Origin of the sequence: Gordonia sp. GONU (genome assembly GCF_024733855.1) — a bacterium.
Classification (GTDB): Bacteria; Actinomycetota; Actinomycetes; order Mycobacteriales; family Mycobacteriaceae; genus Gordonia; species Gordonia amicalis.
The window spans coordinates 31717-52912 of record NZ_JANRHB010000038.1; the positions used below are offsets into that span (position 1 = coordinate 31717).

The following is a 21196-nucleotide window of genomic DNA, read 5'->3' on the forward strand; positions in this document are numbered from 1 at the left end:
CAGTCCGTAGCCGCCGACGGACGACGACCGGACGGCGAACAGGGCCCTGCGGACACCACGCAAACGACACAGGAGCCGGACATCCTCGGAGGATGCCCGGCTCCTGCGTGTGTATCGCCGCTCGACCGGTGTACTACCGCTCGATCAGTGCGAGTGACCGTGTCCGGCGTGGCCGGCGGGCTCCTCGGCGGGTCGATCGGTGACCGCGGTCTCCGTGGTGAGCACCATGCGGGCGACCGACGCGGCGTTGACGACCGCGGAACGGGTCACCTTCACCGGATCGATGATGCCCTCGCCGACGAGGTCCCCGTAGGTGAGGCTCGCGGCGTTGAAGCCCTCGTTCTTGCCGAGGTTGGACACCTTGTCGACCACCACGGCGCCGTCGAGACCGGCGTTGGAGGCGATCCAGTACAGCGGCGCCTTGGCAGCATCCCGCACCACGCGGACGCCCAGCGCCTCGTCGTCGGTCAGCGAGGCGGCGAGCTCGTCGAGCACCTTCGATGCCTGCACGATCGCCGAACCACCGCCGGGGATGATGCCCTCCTCGACCGCGGCCTTGGCTGCGGCGACGGCATCCTCGACGCGGTGCTTGCGCTCCTTGAGCGAGGTCTCGGTGGCCGCACCGACACGGATGACGGCGACGCCGCCGGCCAGCTTGGCCAGACGCTCGGAGAGCTTCTCCTTGTCCCAGTCGGAGTCCGACTCCTCGATCTCACGACGCAACTGCGCGGCGCGGCCGGCGATGGCCTCCTTGGTACCCGCACCCTCGACGATGGTGGTGGCGTCCTTGGTGACGACGACACGACGTGCCGAGCCGAGGACCTCGAGGCCCACGGTCGACAGGCTCAGGCCCACATCCGAGGTGACCACGGTGCCGCCGGTGACGACCGCCAGGTCCTCCATGAACGCCTTGCGGCGGTCACCGAAGAACGGCGACTTCACCGCGACGGCTCGGATGGTCTTGCGGATCGAGTTCACGACCAGGGTCGACAACGGCTCGCCCTCGACGTCCTCGGCGACGATCAGCAGCGACTTGCCCGCCTCGACGACCTTCTCCAGCAGCGGCAGGAACTCCGGCAGCGAGCTGATCTTGTCGCGGTACAGCAGCACGAGCGCATCCTCGAGGACCGCTTCCTGGCTGTCGACGTCGGTGACGAAGTACGGCGAGAGAAAGCCCTTGTCGAACTGCACGCCCTCGGTGATCTCGAGTTCGGTCTGCAGCCCCGAGCCCTCTTCGACGGTGACGACGCCATCGGCACCGACCACGGACATCGCCTTGCCGACCATCTCGCCGATCTCCTCGTCGCGAGAGGAGACGGTGGCGATCTGGGCGATGGACTGCTCGCCGGCGACCGGGGTCGCGGCGGCCAGCAGTGCTTCGCTCAGCGCGTCGGCGGCCTTGCTGATGCCCTGTCCGAGTGCGATCGGGTTGGCACCGGCGGCGACGTTGCGCAGACCGGCCTTGACCATCGCCTGCGCGAGAACCGTTGCGGTGGTGGTGCCGTCACCTGCGACGTCGTTGGTCTTGGTCGCCACCGACTTGACCAGCTGGGCACCGAGGTTCTCGAAGGGGTCCTCGAGGTCGATGTCGCGGGCGATGGTGACACCGTCGTTGGTGACACTCGGTCCACCGAATGCCTTGGCGAGGACCACGTGCCGGCCGCGCGGGCCGAGGGTGACCTTCACGGTGTCGGCGAGCTGGTCGATGCCTCGTTCGAGCGCCCGCCGCGCGGTTTCGTTGAATTCAATCTGCTTGGCCATGAATCTCTTTCTTCGCGGGAGTCGGACGAGACAACGCACACCGCCCCGGTACCCCTGCACGGGGAGCCGGGGCGGTGCGTCGAATCGCGAACGACTCGCGGGGTCTGTAGAGCCCGAGTCCTACTTGCCGATGACGGCGAGGACGTCGCGCGCCGACAGGATCAGGTACTCCTCGCCGGCGTACTTGATCTCGGTGCCGCCGTACTTGCTGTAGATGACGGTGTCACCTTCCTTGACGTCCACGGGGACGCGGTTGCCCTGCTCGGTGACCCGACCCTCGCCGACGGCGATGACGGTGCCTTCCTGCGGCTTCTCCTTGGCGGAGTCCGGGATGACCAGGCCCGAGGCGGTGGTCGTCTCGGCCTCGACGGCCTGCACCAGGATCTTGTCCTCAAGCGGCTTGATGTTCACGCTCGCCACGATGTGAGTCCTCAACTTTCGTACTGAGAAAGAATCTGCACGTTCATGGCCCTGGGACAAAACCTCGTCGTCGCGGGTGTCCGAGGCTTCGTTCAGCGCCAGCTAGCACTCTATACGTGCGAGTGCCAGCACTCAAGGGTGGTGGGTGCAAAATGCCGGAGTTTCGCTCCCCGCGATCGCAGCTCAGGAAGCGCCAGAGCCTCGATGCGGACCTCAGAGCTGACTGACCCGTACCGACATCGCCGGATCGGAAGCCACCGTGAGCGGCGACGGCGCCGCGCCGCCGGCGATCACATGTGCGCCCAGGGTCGCGATCATGACGCCGTTGTCGGTGCACAGTCTCGGTTTCGGCACGCGCAGCGTGATGCCGGCGGCCGCACAGCGCTCCTCGGCGAGCGACCGGATCCGCGAGTTGGCGGTGGCACCGCCACCGAGGACGAGGGTGTCGACACCCAGATCACCGCACGCGCGGACGGCCTTCATGGTGAGGACGTCGGCGACGGCCTCCTGGAACGACGCCGCGACGTCGGCCACCGGAACCGCCACCCCGTCGCGCTCACATTTCTCCACGTAGCGCGCGACCGCGGTCTTGAGACCGCTGAAGGAGAAATCATGGCGGGCATCGCGTGGCCCGGTCATCCCGCGAGGGAACGCGATGGCCTTCGGATCGCCGTCGCGCGCAGCGTGGTCGAGGGCCGGGCCGCCGGGGAACCCGAGGTCCAGCAGTCGGGCGATCTTGTCGAAGGCCTCCCCTGCCGCGTCGTCGACGGTGGTGCCGAGCTCGACGATGGGCTCCGCGAGATCGGTGACGTGCAGCAGGTGTGTGTGTCCGCCCGACACGAGGAGGGCGACGCACTCGGGCATCGGTCCGTGCTCCAGCGTGTCCACGGCGACATGTCCGCCGAGGTGATTCATCGCGTACAGCGGTACGTCCCAGGCCAGCGCATACGCCTTGGCGGCCGCGACGCCGACGAGCAGCGCACCGGCCAGTCCGGGTCCGATGGTGACCGCGATGGCGTCGGGCCGGTCGATGCCGGCGGCCTCGCGGGCGCGGCGCATCGTCGGCACGATGGCCTCGAGGTGCGCGCGTGAGGCGATCTCGGGGACGACGCCGCCGAACCGGGCGTGTTCGTCGACGCTCGAGGCGACCTCGTCCGCGAGCAGCGTCGCATGGCCGGGTGTGTCACCGTCGGCCGGCGTCCAGCGCACGATGCCGACCCCGGTCTCGTCGCAGGAACTCTCGATGCCCATGACGATCACGCCGGGCCCTCCTCGGGATCGAGCGGCCGTCCCGAACTCGGGGCCCGCAACATCGTGTATGCATCCGCGCCGGACGGCTGGTAGTAATTGCGGCGGAAGCCGGCGGTACTGAAGCCGTGCCGGGAGTACAGGGTGATCGCGACGTCGTTGTCGGTGCGGACCTCGAGGAAGACCGGGGCGTCGACGGCGTCGGCCACCGTCAGCATCGCCTCCAGCAACGCCTTGCCGATTCCCCGCCCCCGGTGGGCGGGATCGACTGCGATCGTGTGGATCTCGCATTCGTAGGCATCCGGCTGACCGAGTGTGGAGATCCCGGCGTAGCCGATGACCTCACCGGCCGCACGTTCCCGCGCCGCGAAGTAGGTGTTGTACGGCGCGTTCAGTTCGGCCCGGAACGCCGAGGCCGGCCAGGGCGAGTCCTCGGCGAACATCTGCTTCTCCAGCGCCGCGCAGTGCGGGATGTCGCCGTAGGTCAGCGCGTCGATGATCAGTTCGGGGGCGGTCACCGCGCGGCTCCCAGCTTCCTGGCCTTCTGCTCGACCGCGTCGGGGCGTCGGAGATACAGCGGCACAAGTGGTTCCGGCACCACGCCGGCCTCGATTGCCGACGCGGCAGCCGCGACGAGCCCCCGGGCCGACGGCACGGTCACCTGCGGGGTCGTCTCCGTCCAGCCGACCAGCTCCAGATGCGACGCCGACCCGGACACCGCACCGACCTCGCCGGTGCTGAACACCGGGGCCAGCTCCTCGGCGACCGTCGCCGGTGCGGACACCTCAGGTCCGCGGACCCGCGCCCCGTCGCGGTACAGCGCCCAGTACACCTCGCGGCGCCGGGCGTCGGTAACGACGAGGACGTCGGGACGCCCGGCCGGCGGAGTCGTCTCGAGTGCGAGCGCGTCCAGCGAACACACGCCGTGTGCGGGAATGCCGAGTGCGTCGGCGAACGCCGCGCCGGTGGCCATACCCACACGCAGGCCGGTGAACGGTCCGGGACCACATCCGACAACCACCGCGGAGAGGGCGTCGCGGGAGATCCCGGATTCGGCAAGGCATTCCGCGATGAGAGTGGTCAGCAGCTCTGCGTGCCGGCGGTGGTCGGTGACCACGCGTTCGGCGAGCACGCGCACACCGCCGATCGTCTCGACGACGCCGGTGACCACCGAGTCGGTCGCGGTGTCGATCGCGAGCACCGTCCGCGCCGCGTCGACACCCCGTTCAGCCGAACTCATTCTTCGGTCACCCACTTCCATTCCACGTGTCGCACATCGGTGTCCACGTCGCGACGCAACCGCACGACCAGGTATCGCTGTGCCAGCCGCTCGGCGACCCCCTCACCCCATTCGACCACGACGACCGCATCGGTCAGTTCGGTGTCCAGGTCCAGGGCGTCGAGTTCGTCCAGGCCGCCTCGTGCCGGTCCACCGGCCTCGTCGCTGCCGGCCAGGCCGAGCCGGTAGGCGTCGACATGGACCATCGCCGGGCCGTCGGGTCGGCCCGGTCGGTGCTCGCGCGCGATGATGAAGGTCGGCGAGGTGACCCGGCCCTCGACCCCCAGACCCGCGCCGATTCCGCGGGCCAGGGCCGTCTTGCCCGCACCGAGCGGGCCGTCGAGGATCACGAGGTCCCCGGCGGACAACACGGTCGCGAGTTCGGCGCCGAACGCCTCGGTGTCGGCGACCTCGGGCAGCTCACGGGTTCCGGTGCGGTCGGTGACCGGTGTCGGGTGGATTCCGTCGGTGTGCGATCTCTCTGGGCTCATGCCTTCCCCAGCATCTTCCACCAGCGCCGACGGGGCGCCGGCCGGGCGATCCGGGCGCGGTCCACGAGATCGACGATCGCGTCGCTGACCATCTGGGGTTCCTCCATCTGGACCATGTGGCCGGCCCCCTTGACCACCACGAGACGGGAATCCGGACCGAGCTGGGAGAACATTCGCACCGAGTTCGGCAGCGGTGTCAGCCGGTCCTTGTCGCCGCACACGACGGTGGTGGGCACCTGCGCCAGCACCGGCAGTGCCGTCGACTCGTCGTGGATCTCCAAGGCGTGCAGGAAGTTCACGATGGTCTCGATCGGCGTGCTCTGGATCATCTTCTCCACGGCACTACCGAGTGCCGGGCTGAAGAACGCCGGCCCGAAGCTGGCCGCGACGAGCACGGGTTCGAGGGCTTGGCGGGTCAGGCCACGACCCGCCTGGACCAGGCGCGGCGCGCGTCGCACGCTGAGGCGGAAAGCGTCGACCACCGGATTACCCAGTCCCTCACCGAGTCCCGCCTCGGTGAGACCACGCGAGGCGGTCGCGACCAGACCCACGCCGGCAACCGGGCCCGTCGACGAGAACAGGGCCGGATGACGACGGGCCAGCCCCATCACCGTCATGCCGCCCATCGAATGGCCCACCACGACAACGGGTCCGGCGGTCACCGTGGAACGGATCACGGCCGCGGCGTCGTCGGCGAGCTGGGCGATCGTGCAGGTCTCCACCGGCGCGGGATCGCTCTCGCCGTGTCCGCGGTGGTCGTAGAAGACGAAACGGTAGTTGCGGTCGGCCCACTCCGCCGCGAGTTGGTCACGCTGGAAGTGCCAGCTCGCCAGCCGCAGGCTGAATCCGTGTACGAAGACGATGGTGAGCTCGGGAGGTGTGCCGTCGGGAACGTCACCGAGGTCGACGGTCCGGACCGCGAGGTCGAGGCCGTCGTCGGTGGTCACCGTCCGCGCCTGCTCGTCGTACAACCTGGTGAGGTCGATGTCGGCGTGGGGATCGGACTTGCCGACGACGCTCTTGCGCGCGATGTTGCGCGCAGCGCCGACCGCCGCCATACCGCCCAGTGCCGCGACACCGGCCAGCCCGGCGAGCAGTCCGACGCGTTCGGAATCGTCCACCACACTCACCCCGCTCACTCGTCGGCCACCGCGTCACCGCGAGCCGGGCTCGTGTTCACGTAGCGCCGGACCACGCGGCTGCCGATCTGGGAGACGATCTCGTAGTCGATGGTGCCGATGGCGTCGGCCCAGTCCTTGGCGGTGACGCCCCCGCGGGCCCCGGTGCCGAAGAGTTCGACCTCGTCGCCCTCCCGCACCCCGGCCGCGTCGGGTCCGAGCTCGACGACCAGCTGATCCATGCAGATCCGGCCGACCCCGCCGAAGAGCCGGTCACCGATCCGTACGCGAAGCCGTCCCGACAGCAGGCGCGGGACCCCGTCGGCGTAACCCGCGGGGATCACCGCGACGACGGTGTCGTGCGGTGCGATCCAGGTCTGGCTGTAGGAGACGCCCTCCCCGGCGGCGACGCGCTTGACCAGGGCGACCTGCGCCGACAGCGTCATCGCCGGGATGAGCCCGAAGTCGCCGCGCTCGGGGACCGGGGTACGACCGTAGAGCGCGATCCCGGGCCGGACCATGTCACGCGCCAGATCCGGACGAGTCAGTGCCGCAGGTGAATTCGCCATGTGGATGATCTCGGGCGCCGCGCCGAGGCGAGCGAGGTCGGCGGCTGCGGCGTCGAGCCGGGCGGCCTGTTCGCTGTTGAGTGGATGGTCGGGTTCGTCACCGCGGGCGAGGTGACACATCACCGCGCGGACGGTGACGGCTCCCTCGGCGTGCACTTTCGCGATCTTCACGGCGAAGTCGTCCCACTCGTCGGCCGCGACGCCGCTCCGGTTGAGTCCGGTGTCCACCTTCACCGTGACACTCGCCGCGACGCCGGTGGCACGGGCGGCCGCGACCACGGCGTCGAGCTGGGTGGACGAGGACAGGGCGATCTCGATGTGGTCGGTGACCGCGCCCTCGAAGTCCGCGGCCGGGGTGTGCAACCAGGCGGTGATCGGGGCGTCGATCCCGGCGGCACGCAAGGCGCGGGCCTCGGTGATGTGCGCGACGCCCAGCTCGGCGGCGCCCGCGGCCAGTGTGGTCCGCGCGACCGGCACGGCGCCGTGACCGTAGGCGTCGGCCTTCACGACAGCCATCACGGCAGCATTCGAGGTCGTACGCAACACGTCGAGGTTGTGCGCGATGGCGCCGAGGTCGACGGTCGCGGTCAGAGCAGGGGAAGTCATCGCCGACCATTCTCCCAGATCGTCGCGAACGATTTCTGCGCGGCGACCTGCCGAGCGCCGTGACCAGCCGTTTCACCGGGCCGCCTATGAGGAATCACACCGATGCGGGCGCAACGGGGACACGGTTGGGTGGACGTCACGATGATGCGCGTGACGGCGTCGGCGGCTCCGCTCCTGCTCGTCGTGTGGCGAACTCGCGGATCGCCGGTCGCAGGGCCGCGAGCAGCGCGGAGGCGCCGATCGGGGCTCCCCGACTCGCCAGCAGGGCAGCATGGGCGTGGACGCGGGCCGCCGCAGCACCCGCCTCCTGTGGTGACCGACCCGCCGCGAGCAGTGAGCCGGCGATCCCGGCCAGCACGTCGCCCGCGCCGGCGGTCGCGGCCCACGACGCCCCGGCGTCGTTTCCGACGACCCTTCCCGACGGGTCGGCGATCAGCGTGATCCGGCCCTTCAGCAGCACCGTGACACCCCACCGGGCGGCGAGGTCGGCGACCGCGGACACCCGATCGGCGTCCACCTCGGTCCCGGTCAGCCTCGCGAACTCGCCGGCATGGGGGGTCAGAAGCGTAGGCGCCCGACGGCCGTCGACGAGTGCGGGATCGGTCGAGATGATGGTGAGCGCATCGGCGTCGACGAGAACCGGCAGATCGGAGTCGAGGACGGTGCGCAGCGTCGCCGTCGCGGCGGCGTCGGTGCCCATTCCCGGACCGGCCACCCAGGCCTGGACGCGGCCGGCGTCGGCGAGGTCCGGAGCGGCGATCACCTCGGGGAAGTGCGAAACGACTTCGGCGTGAGCGGATCCGACATACCGCGTCATGCCCGAGGTCGCGGCCACCGCGGCCCCGGAGGCCAGGATCGCCGCGCCCGGATAGCGGTGCGAGCCGGCGATGACCCCGACCACGCCCTGGGTGTACTTGTCGTCGGCAGGTCCCGGCACCGGCCAGTCGATCTCCTCGTCGGAGTACGAGATGAGTTGCTGCGCAGCCGGTTCCGTAGGGTCACCGATGCCGATGTCGACGACGATCACGCGACCACACCGGGGCGCGGCGAGAAGGTGTGCGCGCCGGGGGAAGCCGAAGGTGACGGTGACATCGGCGCGGACGGACGGGGTGTGGACCTCGCCGGTGTCGGCGTCGACACCGGACGGCAGATCGACTGCCACGACCGTGGTCTCGGCACCGAGACCGGCGAAGACCGCCGCCGCGGCGGGGCGCAGCGGTCCGCGGCCGCCGATGCCCACGACACCGTCGATGACGACGTCGGGATGCCCCGGCAATGAGTCGACGACACGCCCGCCGGCCGACCGGAACGCCCGTAGCCCGGCCGGGTGCGCCTTGTCGGGTGCCAGCAGCACCGCATGGGCGGCTGCTCCGCGGCGGGCGAGTTCGGCGGCGGCGAAGAGGGCGTCGCCGCCGTTGTCACCCGCCCCGACGACCACTCCTACCGTCCGCCCGTAGCATCCGCCCGTACGGTTCAGCTCCCCCACGACGGCCTGCGCGACGCCGTGCGCGGCGCGGCGCATCAGCGTTCCGTTGGCGAGGAGGTCCCCCGACGCCCGCTCGGCGTCGCGGACCTCGTCGGCGGTCAGGTACCGGGTCGACATCGGGACCGGTCTACTCGACGGTCACCGACTTGGCCAGGTTGCGCGGTTTGTCGACGTCGTAACCGCGCGCCTGGGCGACGCTGGCGGCGAACACCTGCAGCGGCACCGTGGAGACCAGCGGCTGCAGGAGCGTCGGCGTCTTCGGGATCGGGATGAACTCGTCGGCGACCGCGCGGGCGGCGGCGTCGTCGGATTCGGCGATGACGATCGTGCGCGCACCGCGGGCCTGGATCTCGCGGATGTTGCTGACCATCTTCGAGTGCAGCACCGCGCGACCGTCCGCGGACGGCATGACGGTGATGACGGGCAGACCGTCCTCGATCAGCGCGATGGGCCCGTGCTTGAGTTCACCGGCGGCGAAGCCCTCGGCGTGCATGTACGCGAGCTCCTTGAGCTTGAGCGCACCTTCGAGGGCCACCGGATAGCCGACGTGACGGCCGATGAACAGCACCGTGTTGTGGTGGGCCAGCGACTGCGCGAGCTCGCGCACCGGCTCCATGGTCTCGAGGACCTCGGCGACCGAGTCGGCCATCGCCTCGATGGCCGCGAACTCGCGGGCCACCTCGTCGGCGTACTTGGTGCCGCGGGCCTGCGCGAGCGCCAGACCCACCAGATAGGCCGCGACGATTTGCGCGAGGAAGCACTTGGTGGAAGCGACACCGATCTCCGGACCGGCGTGGGTGTACAGCACCGCGTCGGATTCGCGCGGGATCTGCGCACCGTTGGTGTTGCAGATGGCGAGGACTCGTGCCTTCTGATCCTTGGCGTGCCGGACAGCCTCGAGCGTGTCGGCGGTTTCGCCCGACTGGGAGATCGCCACGACCAGCGTCGACCGGTCGAGGACCGGGTCGCGGTAGCGGAACTCGCTCGCCAGCTCGATCTCGACCGGCAGACGCGTCCAGTGCTCGATCGCGTACTTGGCCAGCAGTCCGGCGTGGTAGGCCGTGCCGCAGGCGACGACGAAGACCTTGTCGACGTCGCGCAGGTCGTCGTCGGTCAGTCGCTGCTCGTCGAGCACGATGCGCCCGTTCTGCAGGTGTCCGAGCAGGGTGTCGGCGATCGCGCGCGGCTGCTCGGCGATCTCCTTCAGCATGAAGAAGTCGTAGCCGCCCTTCTCGGCCGCCGCGAGATCCCAGTCGATGTGGAACGGCTTGCCCGCGCGCTCATTCCGGTCGAAGTCGGTGATCGTGTAGGTGTCGGCGGTGATCACGACGACCTCGTCCTGGCCGAGCTCCACGGCCTCGCGGGTGTGCTCGATGAACGCGGTCACGTCGGATCCGACGAACATCTCGCCCTGCCCGACACCCACCACGAGCGGGGTCGACCGGCGTGCCGCCACGATGGTGTCGGGATGGTCGGCGTGGGTGAACACGAGGGTGAACGCACCTTCGAGCCGGCGCAGCGCGGCATAGGCGCTGGCCACGAAGTCGCCAGCGGTCGGGCCGAGGGCGTAGTACTTGGAGACCAGGTGGACGGCGGTCTCGGTGTCGGTTTCCGAGCCGAACTCGACGCCGTCTTCTTCCAGCTCGGCCCGCAGCTCGGCGTAGTTCTCGATGATGCCGTTGTGGACGACCGCGATCTTGCCGTCGTCACTCGCGTGCGGATGCGCATTGCGGTCGGTCGGCTTGCCGTGCGTGGCCCACCGGGTGTGCCCCATGCCCGTGGTCCCCGACAGCGACTCCCGGCCGACGGTCGCGATCTGCTTCTCCAGGTTCTCCATGCGGAGCGCCTTCTTCTGGATCGCGGTGTTACCGGCGCCGTCGAGAATGGCGACACCCGCCGAGTCGTACCCGCGGTACTCCATCCGTCGCAATGCCTCGACGACGATGTCCAGGGCATCGCGGCGCCCCACGTATCCGACGATTCCACACATAGCTAGTCAGCGTACCTGCGCGCGGTGCGGACGATGCGCTCGCGCGCGGGGGCGTCACTCCAGGGTCTTGGGGACCACGACGTTCGGGGCCGCGGCGGGCACCGGAGACGCGGCGCGACGACGCCTGCGTTCCTTGGCGCCGAGGAGTTTGGCGATTCGGTCCTGAACCTCCGGCGGGTCGTCGAGGTCAACGGCCGGGACCTTGCCGAGGACGGTGTCGGGATCGGAAAACGCCTGGTACTCGGGGTCTTGGGTGAGCGTGTGGAGCAAAAATCCGGTGGTCAGCGCACGCACGGCGCCGTGCGTCTTCTTGTCGGCCCCGTTGCTCCCCCACAGCGCGCCGATCGTGCGATGTTCGACGAGGCCCCGCGACGTCGCTCCGGGCGGCGTGCGCAGCACCACACGGCGCTCATCATCTGATGTGTGGTCGGCGCCATACGCCTGCGCGAGCGGTAGCGCGTTGCCGTCGATGGTGTCGAGTTCGCCGATCGAGGAGACGATGAGCCCCGGCGCGGTCACGCGACGTGCCGCGGGCAGGAGCCCGGCGGTGGTCGGCGCCGGGAAGAGCGCGACCACACCCCGGACGTCGGGCTGCCGCTGGCCGTGCAGGATGCCCTCCGACGCAGCGATGACGGCGGCGGAGGCCCCGAAACCGTGACCGGCGAAGCCCACCTTCGCGGGGTCGACGGTGATCTCGCCGAAGCCCAGCCGGACCCGGGTCACGATCGACAAGGCCGAACGCAGCTCCGCGGCCATCGCGTCGTCGGACACCAGTACCCCCAGCTGACCGGCCGGGACCGCCACCACGATGCCCCACGACGCCAGGTGCTGGCACAGGTCGCGGTAGCGGCTCGGCGAGGACAGCCAACCGTGCCCGAAGGCGATGGCGGGCAGTCGTTCCCCGCTCGCAGGGGTGAACACCTCGCCGCGGGTACCGACGATCCCGAGATCGCCGTGGAGAACGCGATTCGGGCCCCGACGGCCGAGCGCGGTCATCAGCTTCGCGGGCGACTGCGATGGTTTCGGACGCTTCTTGCCTGGCACAGCTGACAGCCTATGCGTTCGGCGGCGGCAGATGCGGACTGGCGTCGGCCATGTCGGCGGGCAGCATGATGCCGGGCAATGCGTCGGCGGCGTCGGCCTGGTGCTCCAGTTCGGCACGAAGCCGTTGCGCCGCCGACTGCTCGGCGGTGCGCCGGTGGTCGGTCATCGCGATCTCGAGATCGCGCTGTGCCGCGGAGAAACGGTGTGAGGCATCGGCGACCTCGGCGGTGGCAGCGCGTGCCAGCGCTTCGATCTGATCGGCGAGACTCACTGGTCACCCGCCAGGGCCAGATCTCCGGTCGATCGCTCGGGTGAGCTCGACGCCCCGCCGGCGGCCGGAGATGTGCGGCCGCTGCGGGTGTCGGCGACGATGTGGGTCGGGGTCGGCGTCTGCTGTCCGGGACCGGCCGCCGGCCTGCTCTCGAAAGCAGCCGGCTCGGCCCCGGGAACTCCCTGCGCGACTTCGGGTTCCGCGGCCGACGAGCCGCTCAACCGGAACGGGATGTCCCCCTCGTCGGACTCGCGCACAGGTAGCACCGTCTCGGTCGGCGGAAGGGGCGGCTCGGTAGGAGCCGGTTGGGGCCGGACCGGCTCGGCAGCACGCGCGACGGGCCGGGTCTCGGGTTCGACGCGCTCGGGTTCGACGGGATAGGGATCGTCGTCGATCCCGTCGAGGGACCGGTTCAGGATGTCGAGGATTCCGGCGATCCCGCGCAGTGTCGCGTCGACGGAGGTGGTGAACAGTGCCACGCGCGACCGGATGTCCTCGACCGCGACATCGAGCGGGACACGTCCGGAGAGCACGGCCTGTGGGAGCTCGGCAGGTGGGGTTCCCGCGGGATTCGGTGCCGACAGACGGGCGAGGGCCAGGTAGAAGGAGCGCAACAGACGGTCGATCCCCGATGCGGCCGCGGAGGTGGCGTCGGTGATCGTGTGCAGCAGATAGAGGTCGGATTCGGCTCGTCGCTGGTGGTCGACGACGGTCTCGATCGCGAACGACGCGGACTCGCCGTGCCAGCCGTCGTCGAGCCGGACCCGCTGCTCGGGCAGGTGATGCAGCTGATCGGACACGGCTCGATGAGCGGAGACCAGCACCCGACTGTCCGCCGCGAGCGCCGCGATGTCGAAGTCGTCCACCGCACGGAGCCCGGCACGGATGGTCACGTCGTCGGGAACCGGTACACCCATCAGCCTTCCGACCGCCAGCAACTCGGTCAGCGCCCCGGTACCGTCCTGCGCGTCCTTCCGCAGCGTGGCCAGCGAATCCGCACCCCGCCTCATCCCGTCGTCGCCCCCGACCCCGGTGTCGCACGGGTGATCTCGTCCGCGGCGTGCGCGTCGCCCGCGGCCATGATGATCGCGGAGTTCCGCAGGGTGTCGGCGAGAACGGCCGCAGCTCGTGATTGCGTGCGGAGTCGGACGGAGAGCGTGGCACTCATCTCGGCGTAGGTCGCGGCGGACGGACCCAGCGACGACGCCGGGCCGGGGTCCGCATCGGTGCGCGCCCACCGGCCGAAGTCGTGCGTGGCCAGGTCGTCGGCGACCGCGTTCAGAACCAGGGACGAACGCCGGTAATAGCCTGCGACCGCGGACACCTGCTCGACGTCCATCGCGATCCGGTTCGACCCCGCGCTGTCCATGCCCACCCCCCTGACGATGCCTGATGGTACCCATCCCGCGCGCTCGCCGTCTCCGCCCGGAACACGCCATCTGTTGGACGCCCACGGGACGCTGCCGGTTCCATCCCCTGGGTCGGCATCCGCGAACCTTGGGATTTCCGACAATGACCCCCTCGATGGGCCCTTCCCGTCGTCACATCCATCGCCCAGAGTGACACCGACCACACCGTCGGCGAAAGGACCATGCAATGAGTACGTCGGACGTCAGCTTCGGGCTCTGGTACGACTTCCGCAACCCGCCCGGGAACTCGCGCGGTTTCGGCGACTTCTATCGAGCGACGCTCGATCAGATCGTCTGGGCGGAGTCGATCGGGATCGACTCCGTCTGGCTGACCGAGCACCATTTCATGGAAGACGGCTACACACCCTCGCCGTTCCTCCTCGCCTCCGCCATCGGCGACCGGACGACGACGATGAGGATCGGCACCAACCTCGTCGTGTCGCCGCTGCACAACCCGATCCGGCTCGCCGAGGACTCCGCCACGCTGTCCCTGCTGACCGGCGGACGTTTCTCGCTCGGTGTCGGGCAGGGATATTGGGAGCCGGAGTTCGAGGCTTTCGGACGGCGACTGATCAACCGGCCGAGTCTGCTCGAGGAAGGTGTGGAGATCGTGCGTCGATGCTGGTCCGGGTCGGCCGAACCATTCGACGGCAAGCGCCTGCGCAAACCCGCGCTGCCCGTCACGCCCACGCCGGAGACGACCCCCGACATCCTGGTCGGCGCGATGGCCGATCCGGCGATCGAACGAGCCGCACGCATCGGTGACGGTTTCCTGAGCACCCAGAACGCACACCACGCGTCCTACCTGGACGCGCTCGAACGACTCGGCCGGTCCCGTGACGACGGCCGGATCTTCGCCGGGCAGTGGACCATCATCGCCGACGATCCCGAGCGGGAGTGGTCGCGCATCGGCGCCCACGCGCTCTACCAGATCAACAAGTACATCGAGATGGGCGCGTTCGGTCCCATCCCGCAGTTCACCGAACCCGATCAGCTCGTCGATGCCGGCTCGTTCACCCTGTGGGACCCGGCCACCGCCGTCGACGAACTCACCACGTTGCTGACCGCAACGCCGCAGATCGAGGACGTGCACTTCTGGGCGCAGCTGCCCGGCGAGTCCATCGACAGCGGCAGCGCCCGCATCGAGCTGCTCGCCGGCACGGTCGTACCCGGGGTCAGAGCCCGACTGGCCGCGCGATCGTCGGTGGAGGTCCCTGCATGAACCAGGGCCCATCCTCTGCACCCCCCTCGCCGCCGTCGGCACACCCCCTCCTGATCACCGACTTCCTGTTCCGGGCGCGAGACATGTTCGGCGACAAGGAGATCATCGATCACGTCGACGGCGCCGAGGTCTTCCGGTACACCTATCGCGACTACGCCGACCGCGTTCTGCGGCTCGCTTCGGCCCTCATCGCGAGCGGCATACGTCCGGGTGACCGGGTCGGCACACTGGCCTGGAACCACCGTCGGCACCTGGAGCTGTATCTCGCGGTGCCGCTCGCCGGCGCGGTGCTGCACACGATCAACATCCGACTCGCGCCCGACGAGATCGCCTACATCGTCGATCACGCCGACGATGCGATGATCTTCGCCGACCCGTCGCTGGAACACCTGCTCACCACCGCTCGCGCGCAACGCCCGGACATGCCGGTCGTGCCGATCGACGTCGATGTCGACCCCTCTGGTGCCGATTCCGCGATCGCGGCGACCTCGCTCGACTCGATGATCGCCGCGGCGGAACCTCTCGCGAGACCGGTCGCCCGCGCGGACGACGACCTGGCCGTCCTCTGCTACACCTCGGGCACGACCGGGGCCCCGAAGGGCGTTGGATATTCCCACAAATCCCTCTATCTGCACACGATGGCCGCCTGCCTGGCCGACGGACATGCGATCTCCGAGCGGGACCGCGTCCTGCTCGTGGTCCCGATGTTCCACGCCAACGCCTGGGGAGTTCCGTTCGCGGCGTTGATGTCCGGGGCGTCACAGATCCTGCCCGGACCACACCCCACACCGGCCCAGATCGCCGGCATCATCGCCGACGAGCAGGTGACCTACACCGGGATGGTGCCGACCGTCGCAGTGGACATGCTCGCTCATGCGCGGGATGCGGGCACCGACCTGAGCAGTCTCCGCGCGCTGGTCCTGGGCGGTTCGACACCGACGCTCGGCCTGATCCGCGACCTCGAACAGCTCGGGGTCCCGGTCTTCCAGGGCTGGGGCATGACCGAGATCTCGCCGATGGCGACGTTCTCCCGCCCCCCGGCGTCGACCGACGATGACGCGGAACGCCGCTGGGCGTACATCCGCAAGCAGGGGAGGCTCCTGCCCGGCCTGCAGTGGAAGCTCGTCGACGAGGACGGTCGGGTCATGCCCCACGACGGGATCAGCCGTGGCGAGGTCCTGATCCGCGGCCCGTGGGTCGCCACCCGCTATTACCGGGCCGACCATCCGGACAGGTTCGACGACGGCTGGTTGCGCACGGGCGACATCGGGGTCATCGACGAACACGGCTATCTCACCATCGTCGACCGCAGCAAGGACCTCATCAAGAGCGGCGGCGAGTGGATCAGCTCCGTGGCCCTCGAGGAGGCGCTCGTCGAGCATCCGGCCGTCCACGCGGCGGCGGTGGTCTCCGTACCGCATCCGCGCTGGCAGGAGCGCCCGGTCGCCTACATCGTCGGCGACGACGGCCTCGACGTCGACGAGGTCGCGGCGGAGCTCGCCGACCGTGTGCCGCGCTGGTGGATGCCCGAGAAGATCGTGATCGTCGACCATCTCCCGCGAACCAGCGTGGGAAAACTCGACAAACGGACCCTCCGTGAGCGGGCCGCCGGCACACCCGACTTGTGGGAACCCACAACCGCCGCGGATTCTCCGGTTCCGGTGACGCACGGCGATTCCTAACGTCGACCTTGTGAAGTTCAGCCTGTTCTACGTGTTGGAGAGCCCGGACCGGGACTTTCGGCGGGCCTACGAGGAGATGCTCTCGCAGGTCGAGATCGCCGAACGTCTCGGATTCGAGGGGGTCTGGCTCGCCGAACACCACGGCAGCGCCTACGGGTCGATGCCGTCACCGCAGGTCGCGGCGGCCGCCATCGCGTCCCGCACCTCCCGGATGCGCATCGGGATCGCGGTCAGCAACCTGACCCTCGCGTGGCCGGTCCGGATCGCCGAGGACTTCGCGATGGTCGACGTGATCTCCGGTGGCCGACTCGACTTCGGTGTCGGACGCGGCTACCAGCCCCACGAGTTCCGTGCGATGGGCGTGGCCGACAAGCAGGACGTCAGCCGCGAGGTCTTCGACGAGGCGTTCCAGATCGTCACGGGTCTGTGGACCAAGGCCATCGGTGAGCCGTACACGTTCCACGGCAAGCACTTCCACATCGACGGCGTGGACTGCCGACCGACGCCACTGCAGCGACCGACACCCCCGATCTACGTGGCGTCGATCAGTCCCGAGACCTTCGACCTGGTCGCCGATCACGGCCACAACATGCTCGTCACGCCGACCCTGATGACACTGCCCGAACTCAACGGGTTCGTCGTCGGCGCCAAACGCACGCTGATGCATCGGGGTCGCGATCCGCTGTCCCTCGACTTCCCGATGAACTGGCAGATCCATCTGGCCGAGGACGACGCCCTGGCCGTCCGACGGGCACGACCGAGCCTCGAGTGGTACTTCGACAACGTCATGTCCGCCGTTCCTCAGGGCGCCGCGACACCCGCGGGCTACGAGCGATACGCCGCGCTGGCAGAGGCCGCCGCGGAGGGTGCGATGTCACTGACCGGCCTGCGTGAGGGCGGGATCTGCTACGTCGGCGATCCCGACGGGCTCATCCGCGACATCGAGATCCTCCGCGAGGAAACGGGTCTCGACCATCTCATCTGCTGGATGCGGTTCGGCGGCATGGCACACGAGGACGTCGTGCGGTCGATGGAACTGCTCGCCGACCATGTCATGCCGCATTTCGCCGACGCCCCACCGCTGGTCCCCCGCGCCCTGCGGAACGAGGAACCCGCCACCCAGGCCGACAAGTTTTTCGAAATCGAGTTCGACGATGAAGGAGAAGTCCATGAGCTATCTCGCGGTTGAGAACGATCGCCGGATCTACTTCGAGCACCACCGCGGGGACGAGCGTCCCATCGTGCTGATCCACGGGTGGGGCGCCAACACCCGCTGCTGGGACACGACCGCTCCCGCGCTCAAGGCCGCGGGCCACGAGGTCGTCCTCGTCGATCTGCGCGCCTGTGGCCGCTCCGACAAGGACTTCGAGGATGTGACGATCGCGGCGCTCGCCGACGACGTGGTCAAGGTGGTCGAACACCTCGGCCTGTCGTCCCCGGTCATCAACGGCTGGTCCCTGGGCGGAGCGGTCGCCACGGCTGCCGCCGCCGCACTCGGCTCGCGTGCCGGCGGCCTGGTCCTGACCGGTGGTGCGTCGCCGCGCTACACCGCGACCGACGACTGGCCCTACGGCGGCTCCACCGACGACGTCGAGGGTGTGCTCGCCGGCGCCGCCGCCAACCGCGCCGACACCTTCCGCGGGGTGGCCGCGGCGGTGTGCGCGACGCCCCCGAGTTCCGATGTCCTGGACTGGATCTGGGGGATGTTCATGGAGATGGGACCCATCGGCGACGACTCACTGCGCGACCTCGCCCGAACCGACCTGCGCAAGGAACTCGGCGGGCTCGACATCCCGATCCTGCTCCTGCACGGCCGCGACGACGCCTTCGTCCCCTTCGCCGGGGCCGAGGCCGTCCTCGAACTCAACTCGCGCGCTCGTCTCGTCCCGTTCGACGCCTGCGGTCACGCCCCGTTCCTCGAGGACCGGGACCGCTACCTCGCCGAACTGACCGGCTTCCTGAAGTCATGAGCACCCGACCCCGGGTCTGGATCGTCACCGGCGGATCGCGCGGCATCGGCCGGGCAGTCGTCGAGAACCTCACAGCCCGAGGCGATTCGGTCGTGTCCCTGGCGCGCGGCGTGTCGACCACGCCGTTCACCAGACCGGCTCAGGTCCTGGAACTGAAGACCGACATCACCGATTCTTCCTCGGTGGCCGGCGCACTGGCCACGGTCAAGGAGGAGTACGGCACTGCGCACGGACTGATCAACGTCGCCGGCGTGCACCGCGGTGGACGCGTCGACGATCTGAGTCGCGAGGACTGGGACCTTGTGCTGACCACCAACCTCACCGGCGCCTTCGAGATGTGCAAGGCCACGGTCCCGATCCTCGAACCGGGCTCGTCGATCGTGAATGTCGGTGCGGTGGTCGGCTTCCGGGGATTCCCGGGCGACGTCGCGTATGGCTCGGCCAAGGCCGGTCTCAGCGGTCTGACCCAGGTCCTGGCCGCGGAACTCGCCCCACGCGACATCCGGGTCAACCTGGTCATCCCCGGTTTTGTGGATACCGACATGACCTCGGGGCTCAGCGACCGGGCCCGGGCACGCGTCGTCTCGTCCATCCCGGCCGGACGTACCGGCCGGCCGGAGGAGATCGCGCAGGTCATCGTCGATGTCGCGTTGTCCACCTACATGTACGGCGCCATCGTGCCCGTCGACGGCGGACTGATGAACACCTTCAGCGGCGGCGGCCGGTGACGTGGGCTCGCGACACCGGCAACCCGTTGTGACAACCCACAAGAGACGCGAAACGCAAGGGTGACTCACGCCACATCGACCCATAACGTCGTTGTTGCACACAGTTTCTCGCCTTCCCCCGGGGGGCGATCAGAAGGAGGCCAATCGGTGTCAACCAGTACGGCAAACGTCAGCACGGAGCAGCAGAACAAAGCTCTGGTCGCGGAATTCATGGAGGTGTTCTCCCGCGGCGACGTGGACGCCATCCTGTCCTACCTGGCGCCGACGGCCACCTGGTGGGTGGGCGGAGAGATAGAGGGCATCTCCGGGACCAAGGACAAAGAGGCATTCGGCGAAATGCTGGCCGGTCTCTCCGCCACCACCAAGACCGGTGCCATCGCCCTCACCCCGCTCGCCTTCACCGCCGAGGGAGAACGCGTCGCGGTCGAGACCGAGTCGTACTCGGAGATGAACAACGGCAAGGTCTACAACAACCTCTACCACTTCGTCTTCGTGGTCCGCGACGGAAAGATCCACGAGGTCAAGGAATTCCTCGACACCGAGCACACCCGCGCGGTCTTCCTCGGCTGAGCCCCCGGTCGCCGGCGGTCCCCAGCCCCCATCCCGCCGCCGGCGGCCATTCCCCTCGAGAGACACCGATCTTTCGAGATACCCAGTACCCCAACCCCTGTGATCAAGGAGTCAATGCAATGGATGTCGGCGTACTTCTCGTCTTCCAGAACTACCACGAGAACGTGAGCGACGAAGAGGTCTTCCTGCGCGACCTCGAGCTCGGCGTACTGGCCGAGAAGGCCGGTTTCGACTCGGTCTGGTCGGCGGAGCACCACTTCGACGACTACTCGATGTGCCCGGACAACTTCGCGATCCTGTCCTACCTCGCCGGCCGGACCTCGAAGGTCAAGCTCGGCATCGGCGCCACGATCCTGCCGTGGAACGATCCGCTGCGCGTCGTGGAGAAGGCCATCATGCTGGACCAGATATCCGGCGGGCGTGTGCTTCTCGGCATGGGACGCGGTCTGGCGAAGATGGAGTACGAGGCTTTCGGAATCCCGATGGACGAGGCGCGTCCCCGCTTCAACGAGGCCGCCGAGATGGTGCTGCGCGGACTGCGCACCGGCGTCGTCTCCGGCGACGGCCCGATGTATCCGCAGAAGGAGATCGCGCTGCGTCCCGCCCCCAATCCGAACACCTCCTGGGACGGAAGGCTTTTCGCAGCCGCGATGTCACCCGACTCGGTGCCGGTGGTCGCCGACCTCGGTGTCCAGATGATGACCTTCATGCAGTTCCCGTTCGAGCAGCATGCCGAGGCCATCAACGGCTGGAAGCAGATGTTCCGCGATGCCCAGGGCACCGAGCCCGGCCCGCCGGTCATCCAGGACTTCGTCATCTGTCACGAGGACGAGGAGGAGGCCCGTCGCCTGGCCTACGAGCACATCAACCGGTACTTCCTGTCGGTCATCAAGCACTACGACTTCGCCGGCAAGCACTGGCGTGAGACCAAGGGCTACGAGACCTACCAGGCGGGCGCGGACATGATCCGCGAGGCCGGCATGGAGGCCGCTGCCGACGCCTACGTCGAGGCGAACATCTACGGCACACCGGAGCAGTGCATCGAGAAGTACGCCTACCGCCACGAGCTCATCGGCGACTTCCTGCCCAACGCGGCCTTCGCCTTCGGCGGTCTCCCCTTCGACGCCGCCGAGCAGAGCCTGAAGCTCTTCGGCGAGAAGGTCGTCCCCGCGGTCCACAAGATGAAGGCCAAGACGCCCGCCGGGGTCTGAGGCCATCCGAACGTCGCTGCGGCGCCGGTCCTCTCCGGCGTCGCAGCGACCCCAAACCTCTCACGCATCTCCAGGAGGATCGATGAGCGAAACCGTCATCGACCAGGTGGCCCACGAGTTC

General features: G+C 69.0%; 21 protein-coding genes. 7 read left to right on the forward strand and 14 right to left on the reverse strand.

Features of this window, described 5'->3' with window-relative positions; genetic code table 11:
- Positions 1–144 precede the first annotated feature (144 nt).
- The 14 genes from groL to NWF34_RS22235 all read right to left on the reverse strand — a co-directional run bounded on the left by groL (position 145) and on the right by NWF34_RS22235 (position 13652).
- Positions 145–1761: a chaperonin GroEL gene (groL, locus tag NWF34_RS22170; RefSeq protein WP_159406094.1), complete on the reverse strand. Its 1617-nt coding sequence runs from the start codon at positions 1759–1761 to the stop codon at positions 145–147.
- A gap of 120 nt (positions 1762–1881) precedes the next feature.
- Positions 1882–2181, reverse strand: coding sequence for a co-chaperone GroES (groES, locus tag NWF34_RS22175; RefSeq protein ID WP_004019185.1), 300 nt, complete (start codon positions 2179–2181; stop codon positions 1882–1884).
- 213 nt (positions 2182–2394) lie between these two features.
- The gene (tsaD, locus tag NWF34_RS22180; RefSeq protein WP_024500323.1) at positions 2395–3441 is read right to left on the reverse strand and encodes a tRNA (adenosine(37)-N6)-threonylcarbamoyltransferase complex transferase subunit TsaD; all 1047 of its coding nucleotides are present in this window, start codon (positions 3439–3441) and stop codon (positions 2395–2397) included.
- Positions 3438–3947 carry a ribosomal protein S18-alanine N-acetyltransferase gene (gene rimI, locus NWF34_RS22185; protein WP_258326072.1) on the reverse strand — a complete coding sequence of 170 codons (510 nt, stop codon included), beginning with the start codon at positions 3945–3947 and terminating at the stop codon, positions 3438–3440. Before rimI ends, tsaD begins: the two co-directional genes overlap by 4 nt.
- The gene (gene tsaB / locus NWF34_RS22190; RefSeq protein ID WP_258326073.1) at positions 3944–4669 is read right to left on the reverse strand and encodes a tRNA (adenosine(37)-N6)-threonylcarbamoyltransferase complex dimerization subunit type 1 TsaB; all 726 of its coding nucleotides are present in this window, start codon (positions 4667–4669) and stop codon (positions 3944–3946) included. The genes rimI and tsaB overlap by 4 nt, the downstream gene beginning before the upstream one ends.
- Positions 4666–5199 (reverse strand): tRNA (adenosine(37)-N6)-threonylcarbamoyltransferase complex ATPase subunit type 1 TsaE, encoded by a 534-nt coding sequence (gene tsaE / locus NWF34_RS22195; RefSeq protein ID WP_258326074.1) that lies wholly within the window; start codon positions 5197–5199, stop codon positions 4666–4668. The genes tsaB and tsaE overlap by 4 nt, the downstream gene beginning before the upstream one ends.
- Entirely contained in the window at positions 5196–6338 is a 1143-nt protein-coding gene (locus tag NWF34_RS22200; protein WP_258326075.1) for an alpha/beta fold hydrolase, read from the reverse strand. Before NWF34_RS22200 ends, tsaE begins: the two co-directional genes overlap by 4 nt.
- Entirely contained in the window at positions 6335–7492 is a 1158-nt protein-coding gene (alr, locus tag NWF34_RS22205) for an alanine racemase (protein ID WP_258326076.1), read from the reverse strand. The genes NWF34_RS22200 and alr overlap by 4 nt, the downstream gene beginning before the upstream one ends.
- Positions 7493–7628: 136 nt before the next feature.
- Positions 7629–9095: an NAD(P)H-hydrate dehydratase gene (locus NWF34_RS22210; protein WP_258326077.1), complete on the reverse strand. Its 1467-nt coding sequence runs from the start codon at positions 9093–9095 to the stop codon at positions 7629–7631.
- A gap of 10 nt (positions 9096–9105) precedes the next feature.
- The gene (gene glmS, locus NWF34_RS22215; protein WP_024500316.1) at positions 9106–10968 is read right to left on the reverse strand and encodes a glutamine--fructose-6-phosphate transaminase (isomerizing); all 1863 of its coding nucleotides are present in this window, start codon (positions 10966–10968) and stop codon (positions 9106–9108) included.
- 54 nt (positions 10969–11022) lie between these two features.
- Entirely contained in the window at positions 11023–12012 is a 990-nt protein-coding gene (locus NWF34_RS22220; protein WP_258326078.1) for a dienelactone hydrolase family protein, read from the reverse strand.
- A gap of 10 nt (positions 12013–12022) precedes the next feature.
- A complete protein-coding gene (locus NWF34_RS22225; protein ID WP_258326079.1) occupies positions 12023–12283 on the reverse strand; it encodes a hypothetical protein in 261 nt (86 codons plus the stop codon).
- Positions 12280–13293 (reverse strand): hypothetical protein, encoded by a 1014-nt coding sequence (locus NWF34_RS22230; protein ID WP_258326080.1) that lies wholly within the window; start codon positions 13291–13293, stop codon positions 12280–12282. Before NWF34_RS22230 ends, NWF34_RS22225 begins: the two co-directional genes overlap by 4 nt.
- Entirely contained in the window at positions 13290–13652 is a 363-nt protein-coding gene (locus NWF34_RS22235) for a hypothetical protein (RefSeq protein ID WP_258326089.1), read from the reverse strand. Before NWF34_RS22235 ends, NWF34_RS22230 begins: the two co-directional genes overlap by 4 nt.
- Positions 13653–13879: 227 nt before the next feature.
- Here NWF34_RS22235 and NWF34_RS22240 point away from each other — a divergent pair, with 227 nt between their 5' ends.
- The 7 genes from NWF34_RS22240 (at position 13880) to NWF34_RS22270 (ending at position 21075) form a co-directional block, all read left to right on the forward strand.
- Positions 13880–14914, forward strand: a complete 1035-nt coding sequence (locus NWF34_RS22240; protein ID WP_258326081.1) for an LLM class flavin-dependent oxidoreductase — start codon at positions 13880–13882, stop codon at positions 14912–14914.
- Positions 14911–16596, forward strand: a complete 1686-nt coding sequence (locus NWF34_RS22245; RefSeq protein ID WP_258326082.1) for a long-chain-fatty-acid--CoA ligase — start codon at positions 14911–14913, stop codon at positions 16594–16596. Before NWF34_RS22240 ends, NWF34_RS22245 begins: the two co-directional genes overlap by 4 nt.
- Positions 16597–16606: 10 nt before the next feature.
- On the forward strand, positions 16607–17785 hold the full coding sequence (locus NWF34_RS22250; protein ID WP_258326083.1) for an LLM class flavin-dependent oxidoreductase: 1179 nt from the start codon (positions 16607–16609) through the stop codon (positions 17783–17785).
- Complete coding sequence (locus NWF34_RS22255) at positions 17766–18566, forward strand: alpha/beta fold hydrolase (protein ID WP_258326084.1); 801 nt, start codon at positions 17766–17768, stop codon at positions 18564–18566. Before NWF34_RS22250 ends, NWF34_RS22255 begins: the two co-directional genes overlap by 20 nt.
- A complete protein-coding gene (locus NWF34_RS22260; RefSeq protein WP_258326085.1) occupies positions 18563–19294 on the forward strand; it encodes an SDR family NAD(P)-dependent oxidoreductase in 732 nt (243 codons plus the stop codon). Before NWF34_RS22255 ends, NWF34_RS22260 begins: the two co-directional genes overlap by 4 nt.
- A gap of 147 nt (positions 19295–19441) precedes the next feature.
- Positions 19442–19864, forward strand: a complete 423-nt coding sequence (locus NWF34_RS22265) for a nuclear transport factor 2 family protein (RefSeq protein ID WP_258326086.1) — start codon at positions 19442–19444, stop codon at positions 19862–19864.
- A 119-nt stretch (positions 19865–19983) separates the two neighbouring features.
- Positions 19984–21075: an LLM class flavin-dependent oxidoreductase gene (locus tag NWF34_RS22270; protein ID WP_258326087.1), complete on the forward strand. Its 1092-nt coding sequence runs from the start codon at positions 19984–19986 to the stop codon at positions 21073–21075.
- Positions 21076–21196 lie beyond the last annotated feature (121 nt).